Source organism: Phenylobacterium sp. LjRoot225, from assembly GCF_964252855.1.
GTDB lineage: Bacteria > Pseudomonadota > Alphaproteobacteria > Caulobacterales > Caulobacteraceae > Phenylobacterium.
On sequence record NZ_CAXUPL020000004.1, the window covers coordinates 640156 to 658932 of the forward strand.

At 70.7% G+C, this 18777-nt stretch carries 13 protein-coding genes; 8 read left to right on the forward strand and 5 right to left on the reverse strand.

Annotated features, from left to right (window positions below):
* Positions 1-9 precede the first annotated feature (9 nt).
* Genes ACSQ2B_RS23155 through ACSQ2B_RS23165 form a run of 3 tightly spaced genes read right to left on the reverse strand, consistent with a single transcriptional unit; the run spans position 10 to position 2821 of the window.
* Positions 10-1161, reverse strand: coding sequence for an NAD(P)/FAD-dependent oxidoreductase (locus tag ACSQ2B_RS23155; protein ID WP_436053630.1), 1152 nt, complete (start codon positions 1159-1161; stop codon positions 10-12).
* On the reverse strand, positions 1158-2528 hold the full coding sequence (locus tag ACSQ2B_RS23160) for an FAD-dependent oxidoreductase (RefSeq protein ID WP_436053631.1): 1371 nt from the start codon (positions 2526-2528) through the stop codon (positions 1158-1160). The genes ACSQ2B_RS23155 and ACSQ2B_RS23160 overlap by 4 nt, the downstream gene beginning before the upstream one ends.
* A complete protein-coding gene (locus ACSQ2B_RS23165) occupies positions 2510-2821 on the reverse strand; it encodes a (2Fe-2S)-binding protein (RefSeq protein WP_436053632.1) in 312 nt (103 codons plus the stop codon). The genes ACSQ2B_RS23160 and ACSQ2B_RS23165 overlap by 19 nt, the downstream gene beginning before the upstream one ends.
* Before the next feature lie 636 nt (positions 2822-3457).
* On the opposite strand from ACSQ2B_RS23165, the gene ACSQ2B_RS23170 reads away from it, so the two are divergent.
* The 6 genes from ACSQ2B_RS23170 to ACSQ2B_RS23195 all read left to right on the forward strand — a co-directional run bounded on the left by ACSQ2B_RS23170 (position 3458) and on the right by ACSQ2B_RS23195 (position 12821).
* Positions 3458-4333 carry a transglutaminase family protein gene (locus ACSQ2B_RS23170; RefSeq protein WP_436053634.1) on the forward strand — a complete coding sequence of 292 codons (876 nt, stop codon included), beginning with the start codon at positions 3458-3460 and terminating at the stop codon, positions 4331-4333.
* A 91-nt stretch (positions 4334-4424) separates the two neighbouring features.
* Entirely contained in the window at positions 4425-5312 is an 888-nt protein-coding gene (locus tag ACSQ2B_RS23175; protein ID WP_436053635.1) for a transglutaminase-like domain-containing protein, read from the forward strand.
* A 179-nt stretch (positions 5313-5491) separates the two neighbouring features.
* Positions 5492-8737 (forward strand): DUF2126 domain-containing protein, encoded by a 3246-nt coding sequence (locus tag ACSQ2B_RS23180; protein ID WP_436053636.1) that lies wholly within the window; start codon positions 5492-5494, stop codon positions 8735-8737.
* Entirely contained in the window at positions 8727-11267 is a 2541-nt protein-coding gene (locus ACSQ2B_RS23185; RefSeq protein ID WP_436053637.1) for a circularly permuted type 2 ATP-grasp protein, read from the forward strand. Before ACSQ2B_RS23180 ends, ACSQ2B_RS23185 begins: the two co-directional genes overlap by 11 nt.
* A complete protein-coding gene (locus ACSQ2B_RS23190) occupies positions 11264-12226 on the forward strand; it encodes a transglutaminase family protein (RefSeq protein WP_436053638.1) in 963 nt (320 codons plus the stop codon). The genes ACSQ2B_RS23185 and ACSQ2B_RS23190 overlap by 4 nt, the downstream gene beginning before the upstream one ends.
* A 190-nt stretch (positions 12227-12416) precedes the next feature.
* Positions 12417-12821 carry a hypothetical protein gene (locus ACSQ2B_RS23195; protein ID WP_436053640.1) on the forward strand — a complete coding sequence of 135 codons (405 nt, stop codon included), beginning with the start codon at positions 12417-12419 and terminating at the stop codon, positions 12819-12821.
* On the opposite strand, the gene ACSQ2B_RS23200 is transcribed toward ACSQ2B_RS23195, so the two are convergent.
* Positions 12818-13450, reverse strand: coding sequence for a PepSY-associated TM helix domain-containing protein (locus ACSQ2B_RS23200; RefSeq protein WP_436053641.1), 633 nt, complete (start codon positions 13448-13450; stop codon positions 12818-12820). The two genes, ACSQ2B_RS23195 and ACSQ2B_RS23200, sit on opposite strands and share 4 nt — an antisense overlap.
* Entirely contained in the window at positions 13447-14874 is a 1428-nt protein-coding gene (locus ACSQ2B_RS23205) for a DUF2271 domain-containing protein (RefSeq protein ID WP_436053642.1), read from the reverse strand. Before ACSQ2B_RS23205 ends, ACSQ2B_RS23200 begins: the two co-directional genes overlap by 4 nt.
* 118 nt (positions 14875-14992) lie before the next feature.
* Between ACSQ2B_RS23205 and ACSQ2B_RS23210 the strand changes: the two genes are divergently transcribed.
* Positions 14993-15865: a DUF4198 domain-containing protein gene (locus tag ACSQ2B_RS23210; protein WP_436053643.1), complete on the forward strand. Its 873-nt coding sequence runs from the start codon at positions 14993-14995 to the stop codon at positions 15863-15865.
* Between the two features lie 49 nt (positions 15866-15914).
* A complete protein-coding gene (locus ACSQ2B_RS23215) occupies positions 15915-18761 on the forward strand; it encodes a TonB-dependent receptor (protein ID WP_436053644.1) in 2847 nt (948 codons plus the stop codon).
* Positions 18762-18777: the final 16 nt, after the last annotated feature.

The following is an 18777-nucleotide window of genomic DNA, read 5'->3' on the forward strand; positions in this document are numbered from 1 at the left end:
GACGCAGGGTCAGGCAGCACGCGCCGGGGCGAAGCGGCGGATGTGGAAGGGGTCGATGGGGGTGACGGTGGTCCCGGTGTCGACCAGTTCGGCCAGGACGTCGCCCACGCCGGGGCCGATCTGGAAGCCCGCGCCGCAGAAGCCGAAGGCGTAGAGCAGGCCGGCCACCTTCTCGCTGGCGCCGAGCACCGGCAGGTCGTCGGGCAGGTAGCTTTCGATGCCGCTCCAGGTGCGGATCAGGCGCAGCGGGCCGACGCCCGGGACCAGCCGCTGCAGGCGCGGCAGCTGGTTCAGGGTGTTCACCGGGTCGACGTAGGCGCGGATGGCTTCGATATCCGCGTCGCCGCGCGTGCCGCCGCCGAAGACAATGTTGCCGCGCTTAACCTGGCGCAGATAGACGGTGTCCGCCTCGACCGAGGTGCTGACGCCCAGCGACGGCCCGATGCGGTAGGGGACCGGTTCGGTGACGCCCATCTGCGGGCCCTTGGCGGTCAGGGGCACGGGCTCTCCGAAGCCGGCGGCCAGCGCCCCGCTCCAGGCGCCGGCGGCGACGATCAGGTTGGGCGCCCGGAAGGTCCCGCGGCCGCGGGTCTCCACCTGGAAGTCCTCGCCCAGCTTCTGGATCGCCAGGACCTCGGTGTTTTCCTCGATCGCGGCGCCGGCGCGGCGGGCGGCGCGGCCGAAGGCGGGCGTCGCCAGCCGGGGATTGGCGTGGCCGTCCTGCGCGCCCAGCGAGGCCATGATCACGTCGCGGCCGAGATAGGGGAAACGGTCGCGCAGCGCGTTGCCGGCGAACAGCTCCAGGTGCAGGTCGTAGGCCTTGGCGTCGCGCGCATACTGTTCGCCCTTGGCGGCGAACTCGTCGCTGTAGAAGACCCGCAGGTGGCCGGAGGGCAGGAATTCGCAGTCCTCGCCCAGCAGCTCCGGCAACCGGCCCCAGATGTCGCGCGCGCGGTTGGCCAGCGGCAGCTGGATCAGGTGGCGGCCCTGCCGGCGCACATTGCCGAAGTTCACCCCGCTGGCCTGCTGGCCGACCAGGCCGCGTTCCAGCAGGATCACCGAGCGGCCGCGCTGGCGCAGGAAGAAGGCGGCCGAGGCGCCCATCAGGCCGCCGCCGACGATGATCACGTCGGCCGCCTGGGTCTTCGCAGAACCGTTCATGCCTCGTCCCGCACGGTCGCCATCGGCAGCGGTTTCACGGGGGCGGCGCCGCGCAGCCGTCCGACGGCGGCCAGCGGCTCCCGGCGCTGGTCCGCCAGGATCTCGGCCGCCGCCGCGCCGCAGAACCGGCCCTGGCAACGGCCCATGCCGACGCGTACGAAGGCCTTGGCGCGGTTCAGCTCCGGCGCGTCCTTCTCGTCGGCGGAGCGGCGCAGCTCGCCGGCGGTGATCGCTTCGCAGCGGCACAGCAGCACGTCGTCGGCCACGGTTCTCGCCAGCTGGGCCGGCCAGGGGAAGGCGGCGGCGAGACCCTTGCGGAAGGCCTCCATGCGCCTCTGCCGCGCGCGGAGCGCCGTCATCCGGCCTTCGGGCGCCGGCCGACCGAGATCCTTCAGCGCCGCCAGCGCGGCCAGTTCGCCGGAGATTTCGGCGGCGTCGGCGCCCAGGATGCGCGCGCCGTCGCCGGCCACATAGACGCCCCTGGCCGTCGTGCGGCCGTCCGGGTCGGCCTGCGGCCGCCATTGGGCCAGCGCCTCGTCGAAGACGAACTCGCAGCGCGCCAGGTCGGCGAGCTGGGTCTCGCTGCGCAGATGGAAGCCCATGCCGACGGCGTCGCAGGCGATGGTCTGCTCGGCGCCGCCGCTGTCGCGGAACCGGACGCCCTCGACGCCGCTTGCGCCTGCGATCTCCAGCGGGGTCACGCCGCCATGGACGGAGATTCCCCGCGCGGTCAGCTGGGCGCGATAATAGAGGCCCTTGAGCAGCAGGTTCGGCCGCACCGCCAGGCGCGGCAAGGCGCGCAGCTGCCGGACCGTCGCCGAGGTGTCGAGCACGGCAGCGACCTCGACGCCCGCCTTCGCATACTGGTAGCTGACCAGGTAGAGCAGGGGGCCGGTCCCGAGGAAGACGACGCGCCGGCCGATGGCGCAGGCCTGGGCCTTCAGCGCGATCTGCGAGGCGCCCAGGCTGTAGCAGCCGGGCAGGGTCCATCCGCGGATCGGCAGCAGGCGGTCGGTCGCCCCGGTCGCCAGGATAAGGGCGTCGAAGGGCAGCTCGCGGGCGACGCCTTGCGTCACGGTGTGGAGGGCGCCGCGGTAGACGTTCCAGGCCAGGGTGTCGGGCCGAAAATCGACGGCGCCGGCCAGGTCGTCGAAGGCCTGGTGAAGCGCCCGGGCGCGACCGGCCTCGAAGCCGTAGAGAGTCTCGTAGGACCGCCGGAACAGCGCCGGCTGGCGGCGATAGATCTGGCCGCCGCTCGCCAGGCCCTCTTCGATGACGACGGGGCGCAGGCCCGCGGCGACCAGCGCCTGGGCCGCGCGGACGCCGGCCGGGCCGGCGCCGACGACGATCACCCGAGGGTCGGCCATGTGGCCTCCGCGGGCTGATGGGTGATGACGCTCATGCCGGGCGCCACGAAGGTCGTGCAGGCGCGGACGCGCTCGCCCGCCGCGGTCCACATCCAGCAGTCCTGGCAGGCGCCCATCAGGCAGAAGCCAGCCCGCGCGCCGTCGCCGAACTCGGAGTCGCGCAAGGTCGCGACATGGGTCAGCACCGCCACCAGCAGGGTGTCGCCCTCCTTGGCGGCGCAGGGCGCGCCGTTGACCTCGATTTCGACGGACGGCCGATCCAGTTCGGCGATCCGGACAAAGCGACCCGTCATCACACCTCCCCAAGGGCGAACCGCGGTCGCGAAAATCGGTGCGGTCGTCCGTGGCTTACGGCCAAAATGTAAGCGCCGTGAAGCTCGATGCGTCGTCGTTTTCCTTCCGCGCGCAGGAGAGCCTGCTGCGGTGTCCGGCGCAAACGGCAGGATCTGCCCGGACGGCGGCGCGCGAACGGGTTCGCCAGGCCTGTGGGCGACGCCGCGCTTCGAAGGCGGACGCCCCGCGGTGATCATCCGGCCCCGGCAGTGGCCCGATGAAACGGCGGCCGGCGCCAAAGTCGAACGAGCGCAGTGCTTGCCGCGGCTGATGACGTTATCGTCCTGGTCGAGCGGGCGGGATAATTTTCGTCAAGAGTGTCAGGTTTTCAGCCAGTATAAGACGCGCCGTTATTGTGTTAGGATCCCCGGGCGCAACTTCGCTGGGCCGAGATGCAATCTCGTCCGTCCTCGTTCCGTGACAATGGATGGCGGCGGCATGTTCAACCCGACAAGGCATGCTCATAAGTCTGAGCGCGGGCGACGCCCTCAAGGGCGAGATCGAAGGTCCGGACGTCGTGATCGGCAAATGACCGGCGGGCCGGCCAACCAGCGCGGTTGGAACCTCGCAAGACGATACGGGTTCTTCCCGGTTCCATGACCCTGCTCAGCATCCGCCACGAGACCCGCTACAGCTACGAACATCCGGTGAGGTTCGGCGCGCACCGGCTGCTGGTGCGTCCGCGCGACAGCCACGCCATCCGCCTGACCGATGCGAGCCTGACCCTGTCGCCGACGGGCGACACCCGCTGGGCCTATGATTCGCTCGGCAACAGCGTCTGCTTCTTCACCCCGCGGGGCGAGACGAAGCAGCTGCTGATCGTCAGCGACCTGGTGATCGAGCGCTATCCGGCGACGCTGGCGGGGCGGCCGGGCGATCCGCATACCCTGACCCCGGTGGTCTACGACCGCACCGACCGGCTGTTGCTGGGCCCGTTCATGGAGCCGGTGACGGAGGATCCGGGCGCGGACCTCTTGAGCTGGGTGCGCAGCCTGGTGGATCAGCCGGACGAGCGGGCGCTGGACTTCCTCCTGCGCCTCAACAGCCATATCCATCAAAGCTTCACCTATTCGGCCCGCTACGAGCCGGGCGTCCAGGCGCCGGAGTTCACCGTGCGGCTGGGCTCGGGCACTTGCCGCGATTTCGCCTGGCTGATGGTCGAGGCGTTGCGGCGGCTGGGCTATGCGGCGCGGTTCGTCACCGGCTACCTGAACTCGCCGGCGCATCTGGAGGTCCGCGGCGCGGGCGCGACCCACGCCTGGTGCGAGGTCTTCCTGCCGGATCTCGGCTGGATCGAATTCGACCCGACCAACGGGCTGGCGGAGTCTCCGGACCTGATCCCGATCGCGGTCGCCCGCACCCCGGACGAGGCTGCGCCGATCTCCGGCGCCCTGATCGGCGATCCCGGATTCAGTCAGATGGAGGTCCATGTAGACGTCCGTCCGACCAGCGAGCTGGCTCAGGTCGCCTGAGCGCACGAACTCCGGGAACGGATTTTAAAGTCCATCGTTTTGAGGCTTCGCGAGAGCGGCGACGAGGCGCGCTCCTGACCAGGGTTTGTCCATGCGCATCCGGGCTGGCTTCGAGATTTCCTATCATGCCGTCGACGAGACGCCGATGTCGCTGCTGCTGAGCGTCCATCCGGATCGCCGGCAGGATCTGCTGACGCCGGACGTGCTTGAGGTCGAGCCGGCCGCCTCCGTCCATCAGCATGTCGACCTCTTCGGCAACCTGGTGACCCGGGTCATCGCGCCGGGCGGGCCGATCACCTTCCGGTCCGACTTCATCATCGCCGACAGCGGCCTGCCGGAGCCGCACGATTGGAACGCCCGCCAGCATGCGGTGAAGGAGTTGCCCGACGACGTGCTGCCCTTCCTGCTGGGCAGCCGCTATTGCGAGACCGACCGGATGGGCGATCTGGCCTGGGCCTTGTTCGGCCAGACCGAGGCGGGCTGGCCCCGGCTGCAGGCGATCCTCGACTACGCCCACCAGCGCATCCAGTTCGGCTACGAACACGCGCGCAAGACCCGCACCGCCTTCGAGGCGCACGAGGAGGGGATCGGCGTCTGCCGCGACTACTCGCACCTGGCGATCACCCTGTGCCGCTGCATGAACATTCCCGCCCGCTACTGCACCGGCTACCTCGGCGACATCGGCGTTCCGGCGGTGGATGCGCCGATGGACTTCAGCGCCTGGCTGGAGGTCTACCTCGGCGGACGCTGGCATTCGGTCGACGCCCGCCACAACCAACGCCGGATCGGCCGCATCGTCCTGGCCCGAGGACGCGACGCCACCGACGTGGCGATCAGCACCGCCTTCGGCTCGCAGCTTCTCACCAGCTTTAGCGTCGTGACCGAGGCGCTCGACGAGACAGCCTCCGCCAGCGGCGAGGCGCGCGCGGAGGGCGCGCCCCCGGCGCAGGAGGACGGGCGGACGCTCGCGGCCGAATAGGCCGAGGCGCGCCATAACCCGAGGCGGCTGGCGCCGAACGCCTATGGAAGCGGCAAAGCTGCCCGCAATGTGCGCTGGCGAGAACTAGGCCGCGCAGCGCGCCGTTTGGGCAGTAAGACTACGGAGGTTATTCCTCGAAGGAGGGCATCGCCCTGTCCGTCGTCGCCGCGCTTCACCATGTGACCCGCTACACCTACGACGAGCCGACCGAGTTCGGCCCGCACGTCGTGCGCCTGAGGCCCGCGCCCCATACCCGGACGCGGATCCCGAGCTATTCGCTGAAGGTCGAACCGGCCAACCATTTCATCAACTGGCAGCAGGATCCGCACGGCAACTGGCTGGCGCGGATCGTTTTCCCTGAACCGGCCCGGGAACTGAGCATCACGGTCGACCTCACCGCCGAGATGGTGGTCATCAACCCGTTCGACTTCTTCATCGAGCCCTACGCCGAGACTCTGCCGTTCGCCTATCCGGAGCAGTTGAAGCACGACCTGGCGCCCTATCTGGCGCTGGACGACGACGGTCCGCGGCTGGACGCCATCGTCGGCGAGCTGAAGCCGGACGGCTGCGCCGTCATGGACTTCATCGTCGGGCTCAACAGCCGCCTGCAAAGGGAAATCCAATATGTGGTGCGGATGGAGCCCGGGGTGCAGACGCCGGACGCAACCCTCTCGCTCGGCTCCGGCTCGTGCCGCGACAGCGCCTGGCTGCTGGTGCAGATCCTGCGCCGGCTCGGCCTCGCCGCACGCTTCGTCTCCGGCTACCTGCTGCAGCTGAAGGCCGACATCGACCCCATCGAGGGGCCGATGGGGACCCAGACCGACTTCACCGACCTGCACGCCTGGGCCGAGGTCTATCTGCCGGGCGCGGGCTGGATCGGTTTCGACGTCACCTCGGGCCTGCTGTGCGGCGAGGGACATATCCCGCTGGCGGCCTCGCCCCACTACGCCACCGCCGCGCCGATCACCGGCATGGCGAGCCGCGCGGCCGACGGCTTCGACTTCGCCATGGAGGTCTCCCGGCTGATCGAGCCGATCCGCATCACCAAGCCGTTCGAAGTCGCCGATTGGGAGGCGCTCGATGCGCTCGGCGACAAGGTGGAGCAGGACCTGCAGCGCCAGGACGTCCGGCTGACCCTGGGCGGCGAGCCGACCTTCGTCTCGATCGACGACTTCGAGGCCGAGGAGTGGAACACGGCGGCGTCGGGCCCGACCAAGCCGGTGATCGCCGAAAAGCTGCTGCACCGGCTGAAGGACCGCTTCGGCGCCGGCGGCCTGCTGCACTACGGCCAGGGCAAATGGTATCCGGGCGAGCCGCTGCCGCGCTGGGCGCTCGGCCTCTTCTGGCGGCGCGACGGCGTTCCGGTCTGGGGCGGCGAGCCTGAGTCCGACGAGGCTGCGCCGGCGGTCGCCGACGACGCCCGGACGCTGCTCGAGCGGCTGGCCGCGCGGCTCGGCCTCGATCCGCAGCTGATCGTGCCGGCGCGCGAGGATCCGCTGCACGCGATCAAGACCGAGGCCGACCTCCCCCATGGGGTCGAGGCGACGGACGCCGATCTCGACGTCCCTGGCGCCCGGGCCTCGCTGCGGCGATCCCTGGAGGGCGGGCTCTCCAAGCCGGTGGGCTATGTCCTGCCGCTGCGCCGCGCCTTCAGCCAGGCCGAGGGCGGCGACTGGGTGAGCGAGGCCTGGCGCTTCAAGCGCGAGCGTCTCTTCCTCATCCCCGGCGACTCGCCGCTCGGCCTGCGCCTGCCGCTGGGCGGGCTGCCGGAGCTGGAGCCGGAGGACTATCCCTACATCGTCCCGGCCGACCCCTACGAGGAACGCGGGCCGCTGCCGGACTTCCGGGCCGCCGAAGCCGCGCCGCCGAAGCCGCGCCGCGCGACGAAACAGCCGGTGCACGTGCGTACGGCGCTGTCGGTCGAGCCGCGCAAGGGCTTGCTCCATGTCTTCATGCCGCCGGTCTCGCGGCTGGAGGACTATCTCGAGCTGCTGGCCGCGGTGGAGGCGGCGGCGCAGGGCCAACCGCTCAGGATCGAGGGCTATACGCCGCCGGACGACCGCAGGATGGGCGTCTTGAAGGTGACGCCGGACCCCGGCGTGATCGAGGTCAATGTGCAGCCGGCCTCGACCTGGCGCGAGTCCGTCGAGATCACCACCGGCGTCTACCAGGACGCGCGCGTCTGCCGGCTGGGCGCCGACAAGTTCATGATCGACGGCCGCCACACCGGCACCGGCGGCGGCGCCCATGTGGTGGTCGGCGGGGCCAGCCCGGAGGACTCGCCCTTCCTGCGCCGGCCCGACGTGCTGAAGAGCCTGCTGCTCTACTGGCAGCGCCATCCGTCGCTTTCCTACCTGTTCTCCGGCCTGTTCGTCGGACCGACCAGCCAGGCGCCGCGGATCGACGAGGCGCGCCACGACGTGCTGTACGAGCTGGACCTGGCGCTTTCGATGATCCCGCCCCCGGGCGCCGGCCTCGGCGAGGAGGCGGCCCCGCCGCCCTGGCTGGTCGACCGGCTGCTGCGCAACCTGCTCACCGATGTGACGGGCAACACCCACCGCACCGAGATCTGCATCGACAAGCTCTATTCCCCGGACGGCCCCACCGGCCGGCTGGGCCTGCTGGAGTTCCGCGGCTTCGAGATGCCGCCGGACGCCCGGATGAGCCTGGCGCAGCAGCTGCTGCTGCGGGCGCTGATCGCCTGGTTCTGGCGGGAGCCCCAGACCGGCCGGCTGGTGCGCTGGGGCACGGCCCTGCACGACCGCTTCATGCTGCCCCACTTCGTCTGGCGCGACTTCCTCGACGTGCTGGGCGAGCTGGGCGAGGCCGGCTATCCCCTGCAGCCGGCCTGGTACGAGGCCCAGCGGCAGTTCCGTTTCCCGGTCCACGGCCAGGTGCAGTACGGATCGGTGTCGCTGGAGCTGCGCCACGCCCTGGAGCCGTGGCATGTGATGGGCGAGGAGGGCGCGGCCGGCGGAACGGTGCGCTTCGTCGATTCCTCCGTCGAGCGGCTGCAGGTGCTGGCCGAGGGCTTCAGTCCCGATCGCTACGTCATCGCCTGCAACGGCCGCGCCCTGCCGATGACGCCGACGGGGGGCTCCATGCAGGCTGTCGCCGGCGTGCGCTACAAGGCCTGGACCCTGCCCAGCGGCCTGCATCCGACCTTGCCGGTGAACGCGCCCCTGACCTTCGACGTCGTCGACCGGGCCAGCCAGCGCTCGATCGGCGGCTGCGTCTACCACGTCGCCCACCCTGGCGGACGCAACTATGCTACCTTCCCGGTGAATTCCTACGAGGCGCAGGCGCGCCGCAAGGCCAGGTTCCAGGAGCACGGACACAGTCCCGGCCCCATGCGGCCGCCCCCTGCGGAGGTCAGCGACGAATTTCCGATGACGCTCGATCTCAGGAGAACCCGTGTCGGCTGAGCTGACAGCCCCGAAACCGCCGGCGAAAGCCGACCTGGAGCCGTCCGCAGCCCGGCGGCTGTCCGGCTGGCTGCGCGGCTACCGGCCCCTGCAGGGCATTCCCGACGAACTGGTCGACAGCAGCGGCCGGCCGCGCGACCAGTGGCTGTCCTTCCTGGGGGAGCTGGCGGAATACCGGGAGGACGACTTCAAGACCCGGTTCGACCTGGCCACCCGGCACATCCGCGACACCGGGGTCTCCTACCGGATCTACGGCGAAGAGACCGAGCGCAGCTGGCCGTTAGGCTCGCTGCCGCTGATCCTGGACAAGCGCGAGTGGGCGCAGATCGCCGAGGGCGTCGAGCAGCGGGCGCGGCTGATGGAGGCCCTGCTGCAGGACATCTATGGCGAGGCGCGGTTGGTGGCCGACGGCGCCCTGCCGGCCGCGGCCCTGACCGGCAGCATCGACTATATCCGGGCGATGAGCGGGGTGCGGCCGCCGGGCGGGCGATTCCTGCAGGTCTACGCCGCCGACCTCGGCCGCGGGCCCGACGGGCGGTGGTGGGTGCTGGACGACCGCACCCAGGCGCCGTCCGGCGCAGGCTATGCGCTGGAGAACCGGCTGGTGCTCTCGCGGGCCTATCCGAACCTCTACAACGCCATGAACGTCCAGCGGCTGGCGCCCTTCTTCGACAGCTTCCGAAAAGGCCTGGCCGCGGCCGCAGACCGCCCCGATCCGCGCATCTGCCTGCTGACGCCCGGGCCCTACAGCGAGACCTATTTCGAGCAGGCGCACCTCGCCCGCTACCTGGGCTTCCTGCTGGTCGAGGGCGACGATCTCGTGGCGCGCAACGGCAAGGTCTATGTCCGCACCATCGCCGGCCTGAAGCGCGCCGACGTGATCGTGCGCCGGGTCGACGCCGATTTCATCGACCCGCTGGAGCTCAACAGCGGATCGCACCTGGGCACCCCCGGCCTGCTGGACGCCATCCGTGCCGGCGGCGTGGCGGTGCTCAACATGCCGGGCTCCGGCGTTGTCGAATCCAAGGCCCTGCTGGGCTTCCTGCCGAAGCTCTCGCGCCGCATCCTCGGCGAGGAGCTGAAGATGCCCAACGTCGCCACCTGGTGGTGCGGCCAGCCGCGTGAGCGGGAGATGGTGGAGAAGAACCTCGACGAACTGGCGCTCGCCTCGGCCTTCAACGTCGCGGGCGGCGGCGACGGCGCCCTGACGCGGCCGCGGATGATCGCCGACATGGACCCGCAGGAGCGCGCGGCGGTGCTGGCCAGGCTCGCCGATCGGCCGGGCGACTTCGTCGGCCAGGAAGTGGTCCAGCTCTCGACCATGCCGGTGCTGCGCGACGGGCGGCTGGGACCCGCGCCCTTCGTGCTGCGCGTCTATGCGACCTGGACGCCGCAGGGCTTCCAGATCATGCCCGGCGGCTTCTGCCGGACCTCCGACCGGCTGGACGCGCGGGCCATCTCCATGGGTGACGACGCCCGCACCGCCGACGTCTGGGTGATCGACGACAGGCCGGTCGAGAAGGTCACCCTGCTGGCCAGCAAGGAAGAGGTGAAGGTGCGCCGGATCATGGGGAACCTCCCCAGCCGCGCCGCCGACAACCTGTTCTGGCTGGGCCGTTATCTGGAGCGGGCGGAAGCGACGCTGCGGCTGGTGCGCAGCCTCTGCACCAGCCTGATGAATTCGGAGTCCGCCATCCACGGCGCCGGCGAGACCCTGGCCGGCCTGCAGAAGCTGCTGATCGACTGGGGGGCGCTGGACGAAGAGGCGCTGGGCGGCCGGGCGCTGGACGCCGCGCGCGACGCCATGCACGACCAGAAGGCCTATGGCTCGGTGATCTATCTGGTCCGCGGCGCCCGGCGCACGGCGGCCAGCATGCGCGAGCGGCTGTCCGCCGACTTCTGGGCCCAGCTCACCGCCCTGGAGGCGGAGCTCACCCAGGGCGCGCAAAATCCGCTCTCGGAAGCCGAGGCCCTGCAGCAGGTGGAGAGCGCCCTGCAGATCCTCGCGGCGCTCGCCGGTCTCGCCCAGGAGAACATGAACCGCGTGGCCGGCTGGCGCTTCCTGGACATGGGGCGGCGGCTCGAGCGGGGGATCAACACCTGCCGCCTGGCCCGCACCTTCGCGCCGGAGACAGCCGACACCGACGACCTCGACCTGCTGTTGGACCTGGCCGACAGCCAGATCACCTATCGCGCGCGCTATCTGGTGGGCCTGGCGTTGATTCCGGTGCGCGACATGATCATGCTGGACCCGTTCAACACCCGCTCGCTCGCCTTCCAGGCCGCGACGCTGAAAGGACACCTGCAGAGCCTGCCGGCGCTGCAGGACGACGGCATGCCGGAGGAGCCGCTGCGGCTCCTGCTGCCGCTGGTCACCGAGCTGGAGACCGCCGACGCCGCGCAGCTGACGGTCGAGAAGATGCAGACCTTCGAGCGCGTGCTGCTGCGGCTCTCCGGGGCCGTCGCCGACCGCTTCTTCCAGCAGGGCGCCAATGCGGCGCCGACGCTCAAGCTCGCCGGCCTAGCGTGATCTATACGCTGCGACATCGCACGACCTATCGGTACGAGGACGCCGTGTCCTTTGCGCAGTGCGTGCTGCGGCTGACGCCGCGGTCGTCGCCGACCCAGACCCTGCTGCGCAGCGCCATCACCGTGCTTCCGCGCCCGCATCACACCCAGAGCGGCGTGGGACCGTACGGCGAACGCACCCTGCGGGTGCTGATCGACGTGCCGCACGAGGTGCTGGTGATCGAGAGCCAGTGCCGGGTGGACGTGCACGTGCCGCCGACCGGCGACCCGGCCGACAGCGAGCCCTGGGAGGACGTCCGGCAGGAAAGCTTCGCCCACCGCGACCTTGGGCCCGAAGGCCCGGCGGCCTTCCTCTATCCGACGCCGCGCACGCCCAACGTCGCGCAGATCACCGACTATGCGCGCCAGAGCTTCGCGCCGGGACGACCGATCGTCGAGGCCGCCGCCGACCTGATGCGGCGCATGCATCGCGACTTCCACTACGATCCCGAGGCCACCACCGTCTCGACGCCGGCGGCGGAGGCCTTCAAGCGCCGCCACGGCGTCTGCCAGGACTTCGCCCACATCATGATCGCCGGCCTGCGCGGGCTCGGGCTGCCGGCGGCCTATGTCAGCGGCTATCTACGGACCATCCCCCCGGCCGGCCAGCCGCGGCTGGAGGGCGCCGACGCCACCCACGCCTGGGTGGCGGTCTGGTGCGGCCCGGGGCGCGGCTGGATCGGCTTCGACCCGACCAACGCCATCTTCGCCGAGAACGACCACATCGTCCTGGCCGTGGGCCGCGACTACGGCGACGTCGCGCCGATCGACGGCATCATCCTGGCGCCCGGAGTGCAGACCCTGGAGGTGGAGGTCGACGTCATTCCGGAAGGCGAACCTCCGCCCGTGGCGCGGGTGACGGCCAACGCGGCCGATGAAGACCGCTCCGGGACGTCCCGCGAATTTGGCCGGACTCACTGACGGCCCGCTTGGGATCACGACCGCGCCGAAGTCCCTAAATCTCCTGTCCCAGAAACGATGTTGCGAATGCGAATGAGAAGCGTTCTTATTGTTGCAGGCGACGCTACATGCAACCTGCGCAGGCGACACGGGGACGGAGACGATGCGGCGGCGAAGGGACGAAGGGGCTGGACCTGAGGCGCTCCCCCCATTGGGCGAGGCGGTCCTGGCGCTGTGCGACCGGCTGGGCGTCAAGCCGTCCGGCAGCGGACATCTGGTGCTGGCGGTGCTCGAAGGCGCGGGCGCGCCGATCGACATCCATGAACTGGTCGCCGGGATCGGCGCGTTGGGACGCAGGGCGCCGCTGACCTCGATCTATCGCACGCTGCGGAGCTTCAAGGCGGCCGGCCTGGTCAGCGAACTGACCGACCGCGACCGGCGGCGCTACATGATCGCTCAGCCGGGTCTGACGACCTTCGGGGGGGACGGTTTGACCGAGCGGGTCGAGGTCGCCTGTCCGGAGCTGGCCACGCGCATCCTGTTCGAGGCGCGGCGCCTCGGACTGGACGTCAGAGGACGCCGGATCACCATCACCTTCTCGGAGAAGGGGGTTTAGGGCGTCAGTCCCAGGACGACGCCGACGAGGACCAGGAGGCTGGCCACGGTCAGCAGCAGGCTGGTGCGCAGGCGGAACCGGAGGCTGAAGAACAGCAGGTAGCCGATCACCGACAGCGCCAGCACGACGACCGCGGTCAGGTCGATCACCAGCTTCCAGACCTTGCCGGCGTTCTTGCCGCGATGCAGGTCGTTCAGCGTATCGACCAGACGAGCGGGCTCGACGGAGACCTCCGCCGCGCCCGTCGCCATGTCCACAGTGATGTCGGTCGAGCCGCGCGGCCCTTCCAGGCGCACGAGGGCCTGATCGTCGACGATTTCGCCGCTCTGAAAGGCGCCGAGCAGGCGCGCACGCTGGCCGATCTCGGCGGCGAGCGCGCGGCCGGGGTCGGCGGCGGTCCGGGCGCGGCTGAGCGCGTCACCGGGCAGGGTGAGCGTCTGGTCCTTGGTCGGCCGCTCGCCTTTGTTGGGCGTCCATTCCGGATGATTGAGCAGCAGGCCGGTGACGGCGAAGAAGGTCAGCGCCAGGAAGGCGACGGCCGAGAGATAGCCGTGCCAGGCGCGGGACTGGCGATAGAACTCGCCCTTCCAGCTGGCCGGCCGGGCCTTCGGCTTGGCGTCCGTCTTCATTTCGACTTCGCGTAGCGCACCTTCGTCGCTCCCAGTTCGTCCTTGGCCGGCGCGGCGCCCGTCGCGGGGGCGGCGCCGAGGTTGATGTCGATGACCTGGTAGGTGTGGCCGCCGTGTTCGCGCGCCGCCTCGATATGGATCAGGTAACGGCCCTGCGGCGCCCGCTTGCCGCTCTCATCGACGCCGTCCCAGCCGACGGTGTAGCGGCCCGGCGCGCGGGTCGGCTTGCCGATGGTGTCGAGCAAGCCCGGCTGCTTGCGGCCGTAACGGCGCCACCAGACGTAATTGTCCTCCTGGTATTCCTTCTTGGTCCCCTGGATGGCCAGGGTCTTGACGAGGTTCTTGTCGGCGTCCGTGACCCAGATCAGCACATAGGGTTTGCGGTAGTTGGCGGCGTCGAATTTCGGGATCTCGTAGGCGACCTCGACCGCAAATCTGGCCGGCAGGGCGCTGGCGGCCTGGCAGGCCGCCCGCCAGTTCGAGGTGGCGTGCTGGCGGCCGCCGGCGACCAGCAGGGCTTCGACGCCGGGCCGCCGCTCGGCCAGGGCGAGGCCCTGTTCGATAGGCATCACCGCCAGCGCCGTGGCCAGCGCGTCGGCTTCCATGGCCGAGGGCGCGATCACCGCGGCCTGGACCCGCGGGGCGGGCTGGCCGGTCCGCGGATCGAGCAGGTGGGAGTAGGCCTGGTCGCCGATCTGGCGGTCGCGCATGCCGGGTCCGCTGACCGCCAGGGCCTGATGGGTCAGGCTGAGGACGGCGAGGGGCGGGGCGTTGTCGGCGCGCTGGGCGGGATCGGCCACGCCGACGCGCCAGGCGGTCGCGCCCCAGCAGGCGACGTCGCCGCCGATGTCGATCATCACGCCGCTGGCGCAGGGCGCGGCCCGCCGCGCGGCCGCGAGCGCGGCGTCGATGATGTAGCCCTTGGCCAGGCCGTCGGGCGCGAACCGGATCGCCTCCGGCCGACGGACGGTGCGGCTGTCCGGCTCCAGCGTGACGGCGGCGCTGTCGACCTGGTGGGCGGCGGCGCAAAGCGCGGTCGCGTCGGGAGTGCGGTCGGACGCCTGGCCCCAGGCATCATGGAGCCGGCCCAGCCGCGCGCTGAAGGCGCCGCCCGTTCGCCTGCGCCAGGTTTCGCAGGCCGACATCACCGCGAAGAGGTCCGGCGAGACCTGCATCGAGTCCGTCCGGTTCAGCGCCGAAAGCTCGCTGTCGTCGCGCCAGACGCTCAGCACCCGGTCCAGGCGCGCGATCTCCGTCGTCGCGGTGGCGAAGGCGAACTGCGCCTCGGCCTGGGTGGGCGCGGCCACCGCCATGTCGAAGGACGTTCCCAGCACGTGGTCGAGGTGAAACGACCAGGCGTCGCTGGCGGACGCCGGCGACGCGGCTGCTGCGACGAGAGCGGGCAGGATCAGGGCGGACGACATCGAGGCTCCGTGTGCGCCGCGGCCGTTGGCCCCTTGAAAGAGGCGGTAGGCCGCACTCGCGCTTGCTAATGATAATGGGTCGCATTAGCAAGGCAAAGCTTATGATGGAGATGGTCCAATGCGGTTGGCGGGTGTGTTTGCGGGCATTCTGGGCGGTCTCGTCCTGGCGCAGGCGGCGGCGGCCCATACGCCCTATCTGAAGCCGACGAATTTCGCGCCGGATCGGGCCTTTGTGACGGTCGAGGCCGCGGTCGGCGAGACCTTCTTCGTGCCGGACTTTCCGATCCGCGGCGCCGTCGACTACTGGGTGACCGGACCCACGGGCGTGCCGGCCAAGGCCGAGGCCGTCACCAGCCTGAAGGAGTTCGCCGCCATCGAGGTCAGCCTGCCGACCGAGGGCACCTACCGGATCTCCACCGGCGACCGTCTCAGCCGGACGACCAAATGGGTCAAGGTCGACGGCGCCTGGAAAATGGTCCGCGCGGCCGGCGCCGGCCAGGCGCGCCCGGCTGAGCCGCCCCGCATGGGAGAGGCGGCCCGTCCCGCCGGCCCCAGCCGCTTCATCGAGGAGGCCGCTGTTCCGCCTGGGGCCGAGACCGTCACCTCGCAGAGCTATTCGCGGGTCGAGACCTATGTGTCGCGCGGCGCGCCCTCGCGCGAGGCGCTGAAGCCCACGGGCCAGGGCCTGGAGCTCGAACCCGTCACCCATCCGAACGAGATCTACGCCGGCGAGGCGTTCAAGTTCCGCCTGCTGCTGGATGGCAAGCCGCTGCCGGGGGCGGGGTTCACCGTCGTCCGCGGCGGCGACGCCTATGCGGAAAGCCGCTACGCCTTCGCCGGCAAGTCGGATGCGGCGGGCGCCGCGGCGGTGACCATCGCCCAGCCTGGCATGTACCTGCTCGAAGCCAGCTATCCCGCCCGCGTCGAAGGACCGGCCGAACCCGTGACACGCAGTTCGCAATTCACGCTTACTTTCGAAGTTACCCGGTAGTCGCCAGTCGGCGCTCGCCTCCGAGCCGCCGGCGCCCGATGAGACGGATATGAATAGAAGACTGGCGCTACTGAGCCTGCTCGGCTGCATCACGCCGAGCCTGGCCCACGGACAGGAAGCTTCGCCGGAGCCTGCGCCGGCCATGTCCGGCGCCCCCGGCGCAGACCAGCCCGCCGAGGTCGAGGAGCTCGTCGTGACCGGCGGGCGTCCGCGCGGCGCGGTGCTGAGCGACATTCCCCCGGAGGTGACGTTCAACGCCGCCGAGGTGCGCGCCATGGGCGTGAGCTCGATGACCGACCTCCTGGCGGAGCTGACCCCGCAGTCCACCAGCGGCCGCGGCGGCTCGCCCGTGGTCCTGCTCAACGGCCGGCGGGTCTCGAGCTTCAACGAGCTGAAGGACATCCCGACCGAGGCCATCCAGCGGGTCGAGGTCCTCCCCGAGGAGGTGGCGCTCAAGTACGGCTATACGGCCGACCAGAAGGTGGTCAACGTCGTGCTGCGGCAGCGCTTTCGCGCGGTCACCGGCGAGTTCTCGCTCGCCGCGCCGACCGCCGGCGGCCAGACCACGGAGCAGGTGGATGCGAACAGCCTGCGGCTGAACCGCGACGGTCGCGTCAACCTGGCGGTCAGGTTCCGGCGCAGCGACGCCCTGCTCGAGAGCGACCGCAACCTCCGCGCCTCGCAGACGGGCGGGCTGTATGACCTGGCGGGCAATCTGACCTCGAGCCCAACGGGGGGCGAGATCGACCCGGCGCTGAGCGCGCTTGTGGGCGTCCCGGTGACAGTGGCGGGCGCGCCGGCGCTGGCGGCTGCCCGAGCCCCAGGCCTGGCCGACTTCGTGGCGACCGCCAACCAGGCCAACGTCAGCGACATCTCCGACAGCCGCTCCCTCCTGCCGAAGACCGACCAGCTTTCGGTCAACACCGTGGTCAATCGGTTCATCTTCGGCGACGTCTCGGCAACCCTCAACGCCAGCGCCTCGCTCACCGACACCACGGCCCTGCTTGGGCCGGCCAGGGCGCAACTGGTCGTGCCGGCGGGCGATCCGTTCTCGCCGTTCGGGCAGGACGTGACGCTCTACCGCTACCTGGGTCGGCTGTCGCAGGACAGCCGCAACTGGACCGGCCACCTCGGCGGCACCCTGAACGGCGACTCCAGGCGCTGGCGCTGGTCGCTGACCGGCAACTACGACCACGCCGAAACCCGCACCCTGACCGGCCGGGGCGTCGACGTCACCGGCCTGCAGGCGCGGCTCGACGCCCAGGATCCGACGCTGAACCCGTTCGCGCCGATCACCTCGCTTGCGACCCTCACCGATCGCGCCGTGTCGGCGAGCGACACCGGCAACGCCCAGCTGGTCGTCAACGGCGCCCTGTACCGGCTGCCGGCGGGCGACCTCTCGACGTCCGTGAAACTGGGGACCGACGCCACGCGATTTGACGCCACTTCCCGTCGCGCGGGCGTGGAGACGACCAGCGACCTGTGGCGAGGCGGCGTCAACGGCCAGATCAGCTTCGACGCGCCGATCGCCAGCCGCAAGACCGGGGTGGCGCCGCGACTGGGCGACCTGTCCGCCAACCTCAACCTGGCGGTCAATCAGCTCTCGGACTTCGGTGCCCTGACGACGCTCGGCTATGGCCTGACCTGGTCGCCGGTCACGCCGGTCAGCTTCATCGCCTCGATGACGCGGCAGGAGCGGGCGCCCACCATCCAGCAGCTCGGCAATCCCCTGGTGACGACGCCGGATGCGCGGGTGTTCGACTACGTGAAAGGCCAGACCGTCGACGTCACCAGCGTCAGCGGCGGCAATCGCGACCTCAAGCCCGAAGACCGCAGGGTTCTGAAACTGGGCCTGACGCTGCGGCCGCCGAAGATCAACGGCCTGTCGGTCAGCGCCGACTATTTTCGGACCCGGATCGACGATCCGATCGCGTCCTTCCCGACGGCGACCGCCGCGATCGAAGCCGCCTTTCCGGATCGCTTCACGCGCGACGCCGACGGCGACCTGCTGCGCATCGACAGCCGCCCGGTCAACTTCGCCCGTCAGGAAAGCGACCAGCTGCGCTGGGGGCTGAACTTCTCCCGGCAGATCGGCAAGTCGCCGCCGCCTGGGCGGGACGGGTTCCGGCGGCGAGAAACGTCGGACACCCGGCCGGGGCCGCCCGCCGCGGCGGGCCAGCCGCCCTCCGCCGCGCCCGCCGCGGATCGCCCGCCCGGCGCGGAGCTGCTGCAAGGCGCTCTGGCGCAGGACCGTACGCCGCCGAGCGACCCTGGCGCGTCGCCGTCCCCGCCTGTCACGGGCGACGCCGTCCGGGCGAATCCGCCTCAAGGCGCCGGTCCGCGGTCGGGCGGTCCGGGCGGATTTGGCGGAGGGCCTGGCTTTGGCGGCGGCTCCGGCTCCGGGGCGACGCGGGTGCAGCTGACGATCTACCAGACCATCCATCTGCGTGAGCGCATCGCGATCAATGACGCTGTGCCGGTGCTCGACCTGCTCGACGGCGACGCGGTCGGTTCGAACGGCGGCCAGCCGCGTCACGAGATTGAGGCCCAGGCGGGGATCACCAAGAACGGTCTCGGCGCGCGGATGACCGCCAACTGGCGGAGCGCGACCACCGTGCGCGGTGGCGGTGCTCCGGGCGCGCCGACCACTCTGCGGTTCTCCGACCTGACCACGGTGAACCTTCGGCTCTTCGCCAACCTCGGCGCTCAGCGGGATCTGGTCGCGGCCTATCCGACCCTGCGCGGGACGCGGGTGTCGGTGTCGTGCACCAATCTGTTCGACAGCCACATCCGGGTGCGTGACGGATCGGGGAGCACGCCGATCAAATACCAGGCCGACTACCTGGATCCGCTCGGGCGCAGCGTTCAGCTGAGCGTGCGGAAGGTCTTCTTCTGACGCGGCCCGGCGGCTG